The sequence below is a fragment of the Exiguobacterium sp. s26 genome (assembly GCF_018618235.1).
GTDB lineage: Bacteria > Bacillota > Bacilli > Exiguobacteriales > Exiguobacteriaceae > Exiguobacterium > Exiguobacterium chiriqhucha.
The window spans coordinates 127,904-143,605 of the sequence record NZ_JACSLS010000003.1; the positions used below are offsets into that span (position 1 = coordinate 127,904).

Sequence of the window (15,702 nt, forward strand, 5' to 3'; positions counted from 1 at the left end):
TCGTATGTTAGCAGAACTATCGATCAAACAATTTGCGATCATCGATGAACTGAATATCACGTTCAAGCGTGGGATGACCGTATTGACGGGTGAGACCGGGGCGGGGAAATCGATTCTGCTCGATGCGATCGGCCTGCTCGTCGGGGGCCGCGGCTCGAGCGAGTTCGTCCGCTATGGTCAAGACAAGGCGGAGATCGAAGGGCTGTTCAACGTCGAACCGGATCATCCGATCATCGAGGCGGCGACCCAATACGGCATCGAGATTGAAGAAGGGACCGTCATTTTACGCCGCGACCTACATAGTAGCGGAAAGAGCGTCTGCCGTGTCAACGGCAAGATGATGCCGCTGTCGACGCTTCGTGAGCTCGGACGATTGCTCGTCGATATTCACGGCCAGCATGAGCACCAACACTTGATGGATGCCGAATACCATCTCGGCATTTTAGATAGTTTTGCCGAAGCCGAGCTCGCGCCGCTCCTCGAGCGTTACCGTGAGGCTTACGTCGATTGGAAGAACGTCGCCGACGAGTTGAAACGGTTGAGTCAAAGCGAACAAGAGCTGGCGCAGCGCATGGACCTGCTCGCGTTCCAGACGAATGAGATTGAGGCGGCCGAACTGAAGGTCGGGGAGGAGCAGGCGCTCACCGAGGAACGGAACGAGCTCGCCAATTTCGAGCGGATTCATCAGCACGTGCGGTTATCGTATGAGGCCGTCGCGGACGAGTCGAAAGGGCTCGACCAAATCGGGATTGCGATGCGCGAGATGGAGGAAGCCTCCTCCTTGTCGACATCGCTCGCGCCGATGGCCGAGACGATCTCGAACGCTTACTTCTTGCTCGAGGACGCCAAATTCCAGTTGCGTGATCAGCTCGATTCACTCGAATTCGACCCGATTCGGCTCGATGAGATTGAGACGAGGCTCGCCTTGTTCCAACAGTTGAAACGAAAATACGGAGCCACGATCGACGAGGTCATCACGTACGGGGAGAAAATCGCCGATGAGTTAAAATCGATGACGAATCGGGAAGAACACTTGCAAGAACTATCGGACCGGCTCGAGCGTCTCGAACAAAAAGTGCGCACGACCGGACTGGCGTTATCGGCAGCCCGTAAGCAAGCGGCGACCGAGCTCGAGAAGGCGATTCAGCGTGAATTGAAGGAATTGTATATGGAGAAGACCCAGTTCGAAGTCCGGTTCAAAGAAGGGCCGTTCAAAGCGGACGGGCTCGACCAAGTCGAGTTCTATATGATGACGAACGTCGGCGAACCGTTCAAGCCGCTCGCCAAAGTCGCCTCGGGCGGCGAACTGTCGCGTGTCATGCTCGCCTTGAAATCGATTTTCTCAAGGACGGTCGGTGTCGCGTCCATCATCTTCGACGAGGTCGATACTGGCGTGTCGGGACGGGTCGCCCAAGCGATGGGCGAGAAAATTTTCCGGTTGTCGGTCGGATCGCAAGTGCTCTGCATCACCCATTTGGCCCAAGTGGCCGCTATGGCGGACCAGCATTTGTATATCACGAAGACGGAAACGGATGAGCGCACGAAGACGAACGTGTCGACGCTCGGGCATGCCGAACGGGTCGATGAGCTCGGACGGATGATTGCCGGGGCGCAAATGACGGAATTGACGAAACAACATGTGGAGGAACTGCTCACCATGTCTCTCCAATTAAAACGGAAGTTTATCGAAGGAGTGTCTTAATTGATTACATTATGCATCGCGGACGACAATCGAGAAATCGTCGATTTGTTGACCCGCCAACTCGAGTCCGAAGACGATTTGAAAGTCGTCGGGACAGCCTACGACGGCGAGGCATGCTTAGACGTCGTCAAGACACACCAGCCGGACGTGCTCCTGCTCGACATCATCATGCCGCATCTAGACGGGATCGGCGTCCTCGAACGGTTACAGACGGAACTGGCGAACGCCAAACCGGAAGTGATCATGCTCAGCGCGTTCGGGAAAGATGAAGTCACGAAGCAGGCCGTTCAACTCGGCGCTTCTTACTTTTTAGTCAAGCCGTTCAACATTCAACAACTGATCACGAAAATCCGCGAACTCGCCGCCGGCTCGAGCCGAGACTTCGAGGCGATGTCACCGGAAGAACTCGATATCTCGCTCTTACTGCAACAACTCGGCATCTCGCCGCGGATCAAAGGGTTCAAATATATCCGCCAAGCCGTCGTCTACGTGCGGGAACGTCAGGAATTGCTCGGCTTGATTACGAAGGAGCTCTATCCGATGATTGCCAAGGAACATGAGACGACGTCGTCCCGTGTCGAGCGGGCGATGCGCCACGCCATCAAGACGGCGTGGGAGAACGGGATGCGCGATCATGAGATGTTCGACGGGCGCCCGGAACGCGAACGCAGTCCGAAAAACTCAGAATTTATCTCGTATTTCGTCACGTATCAGTCGTTCAAGCAGCAGTGATCGATCAGGAGGATTTCCTCCTGATTTTTCTTTTACTTTGTGAAAGAAAGCGCTTGCAAATTGGGCGAAACTTGTTATAATAAAGGTGTACCAAGTTACTTGGACGAGCGTCAGATGAACGCTTTCTAACGTGTTCCGGAACGGGTTAGAGCAAGAAATCATCTCGGACCGCTATCCGTCAATAGCTCAGAGGTGGGAACGACATCTCAAATCGTCATCGTCCCGACGAGAGGTCGCGACGTACGCTCATTCGCGAGGCGATTCCGGCATCGAGTTCGAAGCTAGGGACCGTGCCCGGGGAAAACGAATCGTTCAGTTGACCAAAAGGAGTGTTGTCAACCGTTGAACAGTTTATGGCAAGCGTTCGACTTCACGATGGATGGTTCGACATGACCCGATGATTAATCGTTAGTAACTCGAATGGGTACGTTTCCGTTCACGCAAGACGGCAGTTACTAATTTCTTTCAAACTTCTTCATTAAGAAGACCATTGGACCTCATGTCACAAGATTGTAGCAAGTAGGAGAGGAGATCATCCGTAGTGATCACAATTCAATACGAATAAAAAGGTTCCGCACTTGAAATGAAGTCAAGTTAGGGAACCTTTTTTTGTGTTCAAGAATCTATTCGTGGGACTTTGCCTGTTTTCTTATCACGATTGAAGATATAACCTGCCACGAAACCGATCCCGCCCATCGCAATCAACAGTCCGAACGTTCCTTGTAACATCGAGGCGGCTGCCACCGACTCGATCCAAGAGAACGGGACGCTCGTCTTGAGGAAGAAACTGTCGCGAAGTAACTTGATGCCATAGACACCGAAGAGGCCAGGGATGATTAAGATCAACAGTGCGATGATGCGCATAGGATCTCCTCCTTAACACTCATTATTTTAACAGAAAATACATAGGCCGACACGGCATTTTTTGTGAGGTTGCGAAATCAGTTCAGGTTCAGTAGCATGAATGCAGAACGGTAAAATTGGGGGATTTCAGAATGAATAAACGATTGATGATTGTCGGTGCGGGAAAAGGCGGGACCGAGGTGCTGAAAATGCTGCTCGACTCGCCGCTTGCCACCGTCGTCGCCGTCATCGACCCAGAGTCGACGGCCGAAGGGATGCAGCTCGCACGAAACCAGGGGATTATGACGGCGGAAGATTGGCGGGCCTGTGCCGACAAGCGTCTCGATTTTGTCATCGAGACGACGGGCCGCTCCGAGACGTTCGATGAGTTGAAAGGACACTTTGCGGATGCGGTCGTCTTGCCCGGCGAGTTCATCCGCATCGTCGTCGAACGGCTGAAGCAAAATCAACAGATGCTCGAGGCGATTATCGACTGTACGAGCGAGGCCATCTCGGTCGCCGACCACAACGGGAACACGATTTTAATCAACCCGTCCTATACGCGACTGACGGGATTCAAGAAAGAAGACGTCGTCGACAAGCCGGCGACGGCCGACATCGGCATGCAGGAGAGTGTCCACTTGAAAGTGCTGTCGACCGGGCAAGGAGTCCGCGATATCCGGATGCAAATCGGGGCGACGCGGCGCGACATTCTCGTCAATGCCGAACCGATTATCGTCGAAGGGAAGTTGCGCGGGTCGGTCGGTGTCATCCGGGACGTGTCTCAAATCCGAGCGCTCCGTGACGAGCTGCAAGAAGCGAAGACACGCATCCGCAACCTCGAGGCGAAATACCAGTTCGCCGACATCATCGCGTCGAGCGACGCGATGCGCTTCGTCATCGAACAGGCCCGCCTCGCCGCGGTCACGCCGGTCACCGTCCTTATTCGCGGGGAGTCGGGGACGGGCAAGGAACTGTTCGCCCACGCCATTCATGGGGAGTCACCGCGCAAATATAAAAAGTTCGTCCGCGTCAATTGTGCGGCCATCTCCCCGACGCTGCTCGAGAGTGAATTGTTCGGCTACGAGGACGGCGCCTTCAGCGGGGCGAAACGCGGGGGGAAGGTCGGTTATTTCGAAGAGGCCGATGGCGGCTCTCTCTTCCTAGACGAGATCGGCGAACTCCCGGTCGATGTCCAAGTCAAACTCCTCCGTGTCCTGCAAGAGCATGAGATCGTCCGGGTCGGGGGCACGAATGCGATCCCGGTCGACGTCCGCATCATCGCGGCGACGAACGCCGACCTTGAACAAAAAGTGGCGGACGGCACGTTCCGTGAAGACTTATATTACCGGATCAACCGGATGCCGATCCACATCCCGCCGCTCCGGGACCGGCTCGAAGAAATCGAGCCACTCTGCGAACGCATCGTCCGCAAGCTGAACCAAGAGTACGGCCGCAGCGTGCGTGGGGTGAACCGCGAGGCGACCGAGCTGTTGAAGAATCAGTATTGGAAAGGCAACGTCCGAGAGCTCGAGAATGTCCTCGGGCGGGCGATCATCTATATGGCGAGTTCCGAGCAGTGGATCGCGCCGCACCACCTACAGCTGTCACCGCGTGTCGCATCGGCCCGACCGACCGACGCGCTGTCGTTACAGGATGCCGTGTCGCGCTATGAGCGTGATTTGATTGAACGGGCCATCGAGGAGGCGGACGGCAACAAGTCAGAGGCCGCCCGGCGATTACACATTTCGATTCGGACGCTGTATAATAAACTTGAACGTATGCAATAAATTACCTGCATTTTTTTTCATACCACGCAAAAAAGTGCAGAGTATACGACCTATTAAAGCGCTTTCAAAAGTGGAAACAAAATTGCTTGTTAGTGGATGAAGACAGGCAAGGGGGGACATGCATGAATTTTGAACGGATGCTCGAAAAGGCGAAGCGGTTGGACGGGCGCACCGTCTCGATTGCCGGGGCCGCCGATGTGGAGGTCATTCGCGCCGTCAAACTCGCGACCGATCACGGTCTATCTCGATTTAAATTGATTGGAGATGCCCGGGAGATTAAACGATTATGCGACGAGCACGGCATCGAAGATCACGCGGTCGATATCATCCACATCAAAGGCGATAAAGAGATTGCCAAACGAGCGACGCTCGCGGTCAAGACAGGAGAAGCGGATGTGCTCATGAAAGGAATGGTCGCGACGTCGACGTTCATGAAAGCTGTGCTCAGCCGCGAGGCAGGACTCCGGACGAACCGGACGCTCAGCCATATCGCCTTATTTCAAATCCCGAACCGGGAACGATTAATCGGTGTGACCGACGCGGCCATCCATATCGCGCCGACGCTCGAAGAGAAAGTGGACATCATCGCCAATGCGGTCGATGCGATGACAGACATCGGGTACGAGCTACCGCGTGTCGCTGCCATCGCCGCCGTCGAAGTGGTCAATCCACAGATGGCCGCCACGACAGACGCGGCGCTGCTCGCCCAAATGAACCGTCGCGGCCAAATCAAAGGATGTGTCGTCGACGGACCGCTTGCGCTCGATAACGCCGTCGACATGGTCGCGGCCAAACAAAAAGGCATCGAGAGTGAGGTCGCCGGACAAGCCGACCTATTGCTCGTCCCATACATAGAGGTCGGCAACGTCCTTTATAAGTCGATGATGTACTTTGCCGGAGCGAGCGTGGCGGCGATCGTCGTCGGCGCAGCCGCACCGGTCGTTTTGACGAGCCGGGCCGATACGGCCGAGGCCAAACTGTACTCACTCGCATTCGCGCTCTTGCACGCTAAAAAATAAATTTTATGGAGGAATCATCAATGATGGAAACAAACATGGAACCACGCTTTCGAATTTTCGACGTCTTGCAGGCCGAGGACTATGAGCAAATCGTCTTTTGCCAAGACCAGGCGTCAGGACTGAAGGCGATTATCGCCATTCATGACACGACACTCGGGCCGGCTCTCGGGGGGCTGCGGATGTGGAACTATGCGTCGGAAGAAGAAGCGCTCACGGACGTCCTTCGTCTCGCAAAAGGGATGACGTACAAAAACGCGGCGGCGGGACTCAACCTTGGTGGCGGGAAGGCCGTCATCATCGGCAATGCGAAGACGGACAAATCAGAGGCGTTGTTCCGTGCATTCGGTCGTTACGTGCAATCGCTCAGCGGACGCTATATCACGGCCGAGGACGTCAATACGTCGGTCGCCGATATGGACTTCATCCACATGGAAACGGATTACGTGACCGGCGTCAGCCCGGCGTTCGGATCGAGCGGCAACCCATCGCCGGTGACGGCGTATGGCGTGTATCGCGGCATGAAGGCGGCAGCGAAATGGAAGTTCGGTTCGGATTCGCTCGCCGGCAAGACGGTCGCTGTCCAAGGGGTCGGCAACGTCGCCTACAACTTGTGCCGTCACTTACATGAAGAAGGGGCCCACTTGGTCGTCACCGACATTAACGAAGAGGCGCTCAAACGCGCGGAGACGGACTTCGGCGCGACGGTCGTCAAACCGGACGAGATTTATGCGGTCGATTGTGACATCTTCGCCCCGTGTGCGCTCGGTGCGATCATCAATGACAAGACGATCCCGCTACTCAAGGCTCAAATCGTCGCCGGTGCGGCCAATAACCAGCTCGCTGAGGATCGTCACGGGGACGTGCTCGAGGAGCGCGGCATTCTGTATGCGCCGGACTTCGTCATCAACGCGGGCGGTGTCATCAACGTGGCCGACGAGCTCGAAGGCTATAACCGTGAGCGGGCGATGAAGAAAGTCGAACTCATCTATGACAACATGCAGCGCGTCTTCGAGATTGCCGAGCGCGACGGGGTACCGACGCATGTCGCCGCCGAGAAGATGGCAGAGGAGCGGATTCAGATGATGTCGCGTTCGCGCAGCCAGTTCTTGAAAGTCGAAAAGAGCTTACTCGGTGGGCGCTGAGATGACACGACAGCTCATTCTCGCCATCAACCCGGGTTCGACTTCGACGAAGGTCGGCTTGTTTGACGGAGCGGACGAGATTTTATCTCGTACCGTCCGTCACGAGGCCGACGTCACAGGATTGTCACTTCCGGAGCAACTCCCGCATCGAGAACGTGAGGTGCGGGACTTATTGGCCGAAACGGGCATTGCGGGCGAGGACTTGTCCGCAATCGTCGGTCGCGGGGGATTGCTGGCCCCGATGACATCGGGGACGTACGCTGTCAACCCGCTCATGCGTGAAGATTTGGCGAGCGGTCGTTTCGGGATGCATGCCTCGAACTTGGGCGGACTACTCGCTTATAAACTCGGTGAATTATTTCAGGTACCGAATTTCATCGTCGATCCAGTCGTCGTCGATGAGCTCGGCCCGCTCGCGCGTGCGACGGGAATGCCGGAGATCAATCGTCGCAGCATCTTCCACGCCTTGAATCAAAAGGCGGTCGCAAAACGTTTCGCGGCCGAAAATGGAAGCGATTACAAACAGCTTAACTTGATTATCGCCCACCTCGGAGGAGGTATCACAGTCGGTGCCCACGCCAAAGGGGCAGTCATCGATGTGAACAACGGACTCGACGGCGACGGGCCGCTCGCACCGGAACGGGCAGGCTCGATTCCTGTTGGACAGGTAGTAGAACTATGTTATAGTACCAGGTATAAAGAGTCGGAAATGAAACAGAAAATCGTCGGACGAGGCGGGCTTTTTGCCCACCTCGGAACGTTCGACGCGATCGAGATCGAACAGCGCATGGCAGATGGCGATGAACAGGCCGCTCTTCTTTACGAGACGATGGCATACCGCGTCGCCCAGGAAATCGCCAAACATGGCGCCACGCTTCGCGGCGACGTCGACGCGATTCTGTTGACGGGTGGCATCGCCTATTCGACTTGGCTGACCGAGCAAATCAGTGCGCGCGTCGGCTATTTGGCGCCGGTTCACATCTATCCGGGCGAAGATGAGCTGAAGGCACTCGCCGAAGGCGCACTCCGGGCCATCCGACATGAAGAAGCAGTTCGAGAATATGAGGGGGATACACATGGCACGAGAATATGAGATCGTCGTCATCGGCGGCGGTCCTGGCGGATATGTCGCAGCCATCAAGGCGGCCCAAGCCGGGAAAACTGTCGCAATCGTGGAGGCCGAGAAACTCGGCGGGACATGTCTACATAAAGGCTGCATCCCGACGAAGGCGTTGTTGAAAGCGGCCCACGTCTATCAGACGGCAAAACACGGGAGCACGTACGGTGTTGAGACGGGATCCGTTTCGTTCAACATGGAGCGGGCCCAGTCGTTCAAACGCGACTTGGTCGCGGGACTAGAAAAAGGTATTGAGCACTTGATGAAGCAAGGTAAAATCGAGGTGTTTCGCGGAAAGGCATCGATTTTGGGACCGAGCATCTTCTCGCCGCAGCCGGGAACGGTCGCGGTTGAAGACGAATCCGGGGAGTCCGAGCTCATCTTGCCGAACCAGCTCATCATCGCGACAGGGTCGATTCCGCGCGAACTGCCAGGGCTGCCGTTTGACCATACACGCATCTTGAACTCGGATGACCTGCTCCAGTTCGAACGGTTGCCAGAATCCATCGCCATCGTCGGCGGTGGGGTCATCGGTGTCGAATGGGCCTCGATGCTTATCGACCTTGATGTCGCGGTCACGCTGATTGAAGTCGGGGAGCGTCTGTTGCCGCTCGAAGACAAGGCGGTGTCACGGGAAGTCGAGCGACTCCTGAAAAAGCGGGGCGTCCGTGTGTTGAAGAACGTCACCGTCGACCCGGAGCGTACAGAAGTAGCAACCGATGCCGTCTCGCTCGCGGTCGGCGAAGAAACGATCTCGGTCGAGTGTGTACTCGTCTCGGTCGGACGGGTCGCCAATACGGAGCATCTCGGGTTACAGAACACATCGATTGTCGTCGAGAACGGTGTCATCCAAGTCGATGAACAGTATCGGACGAAAGAACGTCACATCTTCGCCATCGGTGACTGCATCGGCAAACTTCAACTCGCCCATGTCGCCTCGGCGGAAGGTGTGAAGGCGGTCGAGACGATTCTCGGTCACGAGCCGACTCCGCTCGACTACGCCTTGATCCCGCGTTGTGTCTATGGGGTCCCGGAAGTCGCATCGGTCGGCATGACCGAAGAAGGTGCCAAAGCAGCCGGGCATGAAGTCAAAACGGGCACGTATCGTTTCAACGGCCTCGGCAAGGCCCGTATCGAAGGGCAAGCGGATGGATTCGTCAAACTCGTGTCGGACAAGACGACGGACGACCTGCTCGGTGTACACATCGTCGGGCCGAAAGCGACGGAATTAATCACAGAAGGCGGACTCGCTCTCGTCTTGAACGCCACGGCATGGGAAATGGGCCAACTCGTCCATCCTCACCCGGCGCTGAGCGAAGCGTTCCAAGAAGCGGCACTGGCCGTTGACGGATTACCGATTCACGCCTAAGGAGGAAACAGAATGGAACAGATGACTGTGAATTCATATGAGGAATTAGGATTGACGAAACAAGACCTCGGTGCGATGTACGAGACGATGGTCCGTGCCCGTAAAATCGATGAGCGCATGTGGAAATTGAACCGTGCCGGAAAAATCCCGTTCGTCGTCTCGTGTCAAGGACAAGAGGCGGCCCAAGTCGGGGCGGCGTTCGCGCTCGAAAAAGGGACGGACTATATTCTTCCGTATTACCGCGATGTCGCCGTTGTCCTCCACTTCGGACAGACGGCTCGCGATTTAATGTTGTCGGCGTTCGCCAAGGCGGAAGACCCAAACTCAGGCGGCCGTCAAATGCCGGGCCATTTCGGTTCGAAACAGCATCGCATCGTGACGGGCTCGTCTCCGGTGACGACACAAGTGCCGCATGCGGTCGGTGTGGCGCTCGCCGCCAAACTGAAAAAAGAAGAGCTCGTCACGTTCGTCTCGTTCGGAGAAGGCTCGTCGAACCAAGGTGACTTCCACGAAGGTGCGAACTTCGCGGGCGTGCATAAGTTGCCTGTGATTTTGTTCTGTGAGAACAACAAATACGCCATCTCGGTACCGCTCTCGAAGCAACTCGCTTGCGAGCGCGTATCGGACCGCGCCAAAGGTTACGGGATGCCAGGCGTCACGGTCGATGGGACAGATCCGATTGCCGTTTATGTCGCCGTGAAAGAAGCCCGCGCCCGCGCCCTTCGCGGCGAAGGCCCGACGCTCATCGAAGCCGAAGTCGAACGTCTCGTACCGCACTCGTCGGATGACGATGACAAAGCGTATCGCTCGGTCGAAGAGTTGGCCGACCTTAAGAATCGTGACGGGAATCAATTGTTCCGGAAGCGTTTGATTGAAGATGGCGTCATGACCGAGGAAGAACTCGCAGAGATCGAGGCGAACGTCGATCGTGAAGTCAATGAGGCGACTGCTTACGCCGATAAGGCACCATATGCGTCTCCTGAATCGACGATGGACCATGTGTACGAGGGGGAAATGTGATGAAAACGTTTATTGAAGCGATCAATGAAGCGATCCATGAAGAAATGGAACGCGATGAGAACGTCTTCGTGCTCGGGGAAGATGTCGGCGTCCGAGGCGGTGTATTCCGCGCGACGCAAGGCTTGATTGAGAAGTACGGCGAGGACCGCGTCATCGATGCGCCGCTCGCCGAGAGCGCGATCGCAGGTGTCGGGATTGGGGCGGCCATGTATGGCATGCGTCCGATCGCCGAAATGCAATTCGCCGACTTCATCATGCCAGCGGTCAACCAAATCGTCTCCGAAGCGGCAAAAATCCGCTACCGTTCAAATAACGATTGGACGTGCCCGATGGTCATCCGTGCACCGTTCGGCGGCGGGATTCATGGCGCACTCTATCACTCCCAATCGGTCGAGGCGATGTTCAACTCGACGCCTGGACTCAAAGTCGTCATCCCATCTGACCCGGTCGATGCGAAAGGGTTGCTCAAGGCAGCCATCCGCTCGAACGACCCGGTCCTCTTCTTCGAACATAAACGGGCGTACCGCCTCTTGAAAGCCGACCTTCCGACCGACGACTATACGGTCGAAATCGGCAAGGCCGCCGTCAAGCGGGAAGGGGACGACATCACAATCATCACGTACGGTCTGTGCGTCCACATGGCCCAGGAAGCGGCGAAAACGCTCGAAGCCGAAGGCATCAGCACGCACATCCTCGATTTGCGCACGATCTATCCGCTCGACCAAGAAGGGATCGTCGAAGCCGTCAAGAAGACCGGGAAAGTGCTCCTCGTCACCGAGGACAATAAGGAAGGCAGCATCATCGGGGAAGTCGCGGCCATCATCGCGGAGAAAGCGCTGTTCGAACTCGATGCGCCGATCGAGCGTCTGGCGGGACCGGACGTTCCGTCGATGCCGTATGCACCACCGATGGAGAAGTTCTTCATCGTATCCCCTGAAAAAATCGCGGAGCGGGCACGTCAGCTCGCCGCCTTTTAAGGAGGGGTCATATGGAACAGACAATTAAAATGCCACAGCTCGGGGAAAGTGTCACTGAGGGGACGATCACAACGTTTCTCGTCAAACCAGGTGACCGCGTCGAGGAGTATGAGCCGCTCGCCGAGGTCATGACCGATAAAGTAACCGCTGAGATTCCGGCGACGAGTGCCGGTGTCGTGAAACAGATTTTAATCAGTGAAGGCGACACGGTCGCCGTCGGCACACCGGTCCTCGTCATGGAAGTCGAAGGTGCCGATTCGGCGCCAGCGAAAGCAGAAGTGGTAGCAGAACCGGCACAAGTCGAAGCGGCCCCGGTCGAGACGAAGCAAGCGGTCACTGTAGCGTCGGCCGCGCCACGAAAACAGAATAACGGTCGTTTCTCGCCGGCCGTCATCCGACTCGCCAATGAGAACGCGATCGACTTGAACGAACTCGACGGCAGTGGCCTCGGTGGTCGCATCACGCGCAAAGATGTCCTCCGCTACTTATCGGAAGGCCGTCCGGTCAAGCCGGAAGCGGCGACGCAAGTGCCGCTTCAAGAGACGATGACAAAAACGAAGCTCGACGTACCTGAGTCGGCCGCGGCACCTTCCGTGTCACCATCTGTGCCGGCAACCGACGGGTCGTCGGACCGAGTCGAATTCATTCCGACGGCAGGTGTCCGTCAAGCGATTGCCAACAACATGGTCCGCTCGAAACATGAGGCCCCGCATGCGTGGCTCATGATCGAGGTCGATGTGACAAACCTCGTCACGGCTCGGGCCAAGTTGAAAGACGAGTTCTTCAAACGGGAAGGTGTCAAACTGACGTTTATGCCGTTCTTTATGAAAGCGGCGATCGAGGCGCTCAAAAAACATCCGATGATGAACTCGGAATGGGCGGGCGATCACATCAAAGTCCATCAAGACATCCATCTATCGGTCGCCGTCGCGGCGAACGACGCCCTCTACGTCCCGGTCATCAAGCACGCGGACGAGAAGAACATCAAAGGTCTTGCCGTCGCACTTCAAGACGTCGCGGCCCGTGCCCGCGGCAACCGCTTGAAAGCGGACGAGATGCGCGGCGGCACGTTCACGATCAACAATACGGGTGCGTTCGGTTCGATTCAGTCGGCACCGATTCTGAATTACCCGCAAGCGGCGATCTTGTCGGTCGAGTCGATCGTGAAGCGCCCAGTTTGGGTGAACGGGATGTTCGCGGCGCGTGACATGGTCAACTTGTGCATGTCGGTCGACCACCGTGTCCTCGACGGTCTCGTCGCCGGTCAGTTCTTGCAGGCGATCAAACAGTCGCTCGAGTCCATCGACCCGGACACGTATACGCTCTATTGATTCACGTCCTGCCTTCGACCGAGGGCAGGATTTTTCATATGGAAAATAAAAAAGCCACGGAATTGTCCGTGGCAACATGGTTCAGATGGAACGTTCAATCAACGCTTCGATATCGCGGCGAATTCGTTCGGGCGAAGTGAGCTCGGCGTTCGTGTAGCTGAGGCGGTGTGTCGATTCGTCGGTCCCGGTCAAGTCGGCGAACAGGCTGCCGAGATTGTGGACGCTCTTGTCGACTTGAATCAATAAATCTAACGACGATTCTGTTTGGAGCATGACGACTTCGAGCTCATCGAGTTTACGTCCGTAGCTCGTCCCGTTCGGCGAGTATTCGAGCTCTTGGGCAATCGGGAGACGGCCGGAACGATGGCGGGCCGGAAGCATCTCCGTATCGGCCTTCTTCAAGCGGAAGCCGATGTCGTCGAGCACGTCGAGGACGACCTGCTGGGCCTGGTTCGGTTTGACGAGAATCGAGTCCTCGTCTTTCGGGTCGACGGCCTGGGCGATATCGAGACCGGTCTCGATCCACGATTTCGATTGGCTGACCGAAATCGGCGTGTTGAACGGCACGTCAATCGTGAACGGGATTTCCTTCACTTCTTCGGGATCGATCATGAACGGCGCTTCGTTCAACAAAATCTTCTCGATCGTGAACGTCGAATACGTCGTCTTGTCGTTCACCTCATGCTTATAGAGCGTGTTGAAGAAGATGTAAATCCGGTCGACCGATTGCTCGGTGCTGCCGCCCTTGATATGGACGACACCATTCAGTGTCCCGCCTGGCACACAGGCACTCTCTTCGAGTCGCGTATCCACCGTCGCGGCGCCGATTCCAATCGATGATAATAACTTTTTGAACATACAATGATCCTCCTTTGACGTTTGCACGTGTTCGTGTAATAGTATGTACGAATACACGTGAACAAAAGTTTCGAAACTATTGAAAAAAGGATGAACGCAGTGGAATATACAGCATTAACCGAACGGCTGGCTGATGTGATTCGCCAGAACGAGCTCGTCACAGCGACAATCAGTCAACCGCGTCAAAAGTCGAACGATTTACGCCGGGTCAAATTGAAGCCGGTCCTGTTGAAAGGCGAGTACCATATACAATTCGAATACCAATTTGAACGGGTAATGAAACATAAAAATCTCACACCGGACGAGGCGGTCATCGAACTCGATGAATTGCTCGAGACGTTCCGCCAAGGACAGTTCCAGTTGAAGGCGTCCGAGTTCCACTTTCAACTGTCTAAAAAGTTCAAAGTGACGTTCAAGGAGCGCGAGACGGCCGTCAAACAAGTGAAGCTGAGTCATAACCGCGAGAAGCAGTACCTGTTGCCGCTCGATGAGCCGGTACCGTTCCTCATCCGACTCGGCGTCCAGTCCGAGGATGGGAAAGTGAAACGCCAAAAGTATGACAAGTTCAAGCAAATCAACCGCTTCCTCGAATTTATCGAAGACTCGATCAAACATTTACCGACCGACCGGACCATCCGGATTCTCGATTTCGGCTCCGGGAAGTCGTATTTGACGTTCGCCCTCTATCACTTCTTGCATGAGATGAAAGGCTATGACGTCCATATCACCGGGCTCGATTTGAAGAAAGAAGTCATCGAGGAATGTGCCGGGATTGCGCGCGACCTTGGGTATGAACGTCTCGAGTTCCTCGTCGGTGACATCAATGAGTTCGAAGGGGAGACGGCGGTCGATATGGTCGTCACACTTCATGCGTGCGACGTCGCAACGGATATGGCGCTCGCTCGGGCCGTGCGTTGGGGGGCGAAAGTCATCTTGAGCGTGCCGTGTTGTCAAAAAGAATTGAACCGTCAACTTGAGGCACCGAGCCTTGACGTCATGTTGCAGCATGGACTCATCAAAGAACGGTTCGCGGCGCTCGCCACCGATTCGATTCGGGCCGAATTACTTGGACTCGTCGGCTATGAGGCGCAACTCCTCGAGTTCATCGATATGGAGCACACGCCGAAGAACATCCTCATCCGGGCCTATTTGACGAACCGGGAAGCGACCGCTGAAGCGCGGGCCCGCTATGTGGCCTTCAAGACGCTGTTGAACGCGACACCGTTCCTCGAAGGACAATTGAGCGATAGACTTGTCCTAACCGATCCACTAGACGTAAAATAAGAAAGAACAGACGCAAGTCGAAAGGGGAAACAATATGGATTTTCAATTATACTTTCAAGATGTAGTCGAACAAGCTCGCAATGAGGTACGCTCTGCAGGTTACACAGAACTCACCACACCGGAAGAAGTCGACGCGGCGTTAACGAAAGAAGGCAAAACGCTCGTGCTCGTCAACTCGGTATGTGGCTGTGCCGGTGGCATCGCTCGTCCGGCAGCAGCGTACGTGAATAAGATGGAAGGCGTCAAACCGGACCAGTTCGTGACTGTGTTCGCGGGTCAAGACCGTGAAGCGACTGACCGCGCCCGTGAATACTTCGAAGGTTACGCCCCGTCGTCACCATCGATCGCGCTGTTAGAAGACGGCAATATCGTCACGATGGTCGAACGGAGCACAATCGAGTCATCAACGGCCGAAGAGCTCGTCGAGCAGTTACAGACGTTGTTCGATATTTACTACGCCTAAGAAGTGAGCGCAGAGGCATTGCCTTTGCGCTTTTCCTTAAGAAGGGATCGATGAG

General features: G+C 55.7%; 14 protein-coding genes. 12 read left to right on the top strand and 2 right to left on the bottom strand.

The annotated features are described in order from the left end of the window. Positions 1-4 precede the first annotated feature (4 nt). Positions 5-1,702: a DNA repair protein RecN gene (recN, locus tag KNP82_RS05415; RefSeq protein WP_214714655.1), complete on the top strand. Its 1,698-nt coding sequence runs from the start codon at positions 5-7 to the stop codon at positions 1,700-1,702. After that, complete coding sequence (gene spo0A, locus KNP82_RS05420) at positions 1,703-2,434, top strand: sporulation transcription factor Spo0A (RefSeq protein ID WP_214714657.1); 732 nt, start codon at positions 1,703-1,705, stop codon at positions 2,432-2,434. Between the two features lie 615 nt (positions 2,435-3,049). Here the strand turns inward: spo0A and KNP82_RS05425 are convergent. Then, a complete protein-coding gene (locus tag KNP82_RS05425; protein ID WP_021067693.1) occupies positions 3,050-3,298 on the bottom strand; it encodes a DUF2627 family protein in 249 nt (82 codons plus the stop codon). 131 nt (positions 3,299-3,429) lie between these two features. On the opposite strand from KNP82_RS05425, the gene KNP82_RS05430 reads away from it, so the two are divergent. The 8 genes from KNP82_RS05430 (at position 3,430) to KNP82_RS05465 (ending at position 13,042) form a co-directional block, all read left to right on the top strand. Continuing rightward, the gene (locus KNP82_RS05430; RefSeq protein WP_214827271.1) at positions 3,430-5,067 is read left to right on the top strand and encodes a sigma 54-interacting transcriptional regulator; all 1,638 of its coding nucleotides are present in this window, start codon (positions 3,430-3,432) and stop codon (positions 5,065-5,067) included. 122 nt (positions 5,068-5,189) lie between these two features. Then, positions 5,190-6,086 carry a phosphate butyryltransferase gene (gene yqiS / locus KNP82_RS05435; protein ID WP_029595277.1) on the top strand — a complete coding sequence of 299 codons (897 nt, stop codon included), beginning with the start codon at positions 5,190-5,192 and terminating at the stop codon, positions 6,084-6,086. A gap of 20 nt (positions 6,087-6,106) precedes the next feature. Then, on the top strand, positions 6,107-7,228 hold the full coding sequence (locus KNP82_RS05440; protein ID WP_021067690.1) for a Glu/Leu/Phe/Val family dehydrogenase: 1,122 nt from the start codon (positions 6,107-6,109) through the stop codon (positions 7,226-7,228). 1 nt (position 7,229) lies between these two features. Next, complete coding sequence (buk, locus tag KNP82_RS05445; RefSeq protein WP_029595278.1) at positions 7,230-8,321, top strand: butyrate kinase; 1,092 nt, start codon at positions 7,230-7,232, stop codon at positions 8,319-8,321. Beyond that, a complete protein-coding gene (gene lpdA / locus KNP82_RS05450; protein WP_214714664.1) occupies positions 8,305-9,714 on the top strand; it encodes a dihydrolipoyl dehydrogenase in 1,410 nt (469 codons plus the stop codon). The genes buk and lpdA overlap by 17 nt, the downstream gene beginning before the upstream one ends. 21 nt (positions 9,715-9,735) lie before the next feature. Beyond that, complete coding sequence (locus tag KNP82_RS05455) at positions 9,736-10,734, top strand: thiamine pyrophosphate-dependent dehydrogenase E1 component subunit alpha (RefSeq protein WP_029595280.1); 999 nt, start codon at positions 9,736-9,738, stop codon at positions 10,732-10,734. Further along, on the top strand, positions 10,734-11,711 hold the full coding sequence (locus KNP82_RS05460; protein WP_029595281.1) for an alpha-ketoacid dehydrogenase subunit beta: 978 nt from the start codon (positions 10,734-10,736) through the stop codon (positions 11,709-11,711). Before KNP82_RS05455 ends, KNP82_RS05460 begins: the two co-directional genes overlap by 1 nt. An 11-nt stretch (positions 11,712-11,722) precedes the next feature. Continuing rightward, positions 11,723-13,042 carry a dihydrolipoamide acetyltransferase family protein gene (locus KNP82_RS05465; protein WP_029595282.1) on the top strand — a complete coding sequence of 440 codons (1,320 nt, stop codon included), beginning with the start codon at positions 11,723-11,725 and terminating at the stop codon, positions 13,040-13,042. Positions 13,043-13,123: 81 nt separating this feature from the next. On the opposite strand, the gene KNP82_RS05470 is transcribed toward KNP82_RS05465, so the two are convergent. Then, positions 13,124-13,900: a sporulation protein gene (locus KNP82_RS05470; RefSeq protein WP_029595283.1), complete on the bottom strand. Its 777-nt coding sequence runs from the start codon at positions 13,898-13,900 to the stop codon at positions 13,124-13,126. 99 nt (positions 13,901-13,999) lie between these two features. On the opposite strand from KNP82_RS05470, the gene KNP82_RS05475 reads away from it, so the two are divergent. Together KNP82_RS05475 and KNP82_RS05480 are read left to right on the top strand one after the other, a co-directional pair. Continuing rightward, on the top strand, positions 14,000-15,184 hold the full coding sequence (locus tag KNP82_RS05475) for a class I SAM-dependent methyltransferase (RefSeq protein ID WP_029595284.1): 1,185 nt from the start codon (positions 14,000-14,002) through the stop codon (positions 15,182-15,184). A gap of 34 nt (positions 15,185-15,218) precedes the next feature. Further along, positions 15,219-15,647, top strand: coding sequence for a BrxA/BrxB family bacilliredoxin (locus KNP82_RS05480; protein ID WP_021067682.1), 429 nt, complete (start codon positions 15,219-15,221; stop codon positions 15,645-15,647). Positions 15,648-15,702 lie beyond the last annotated feature (55 nt).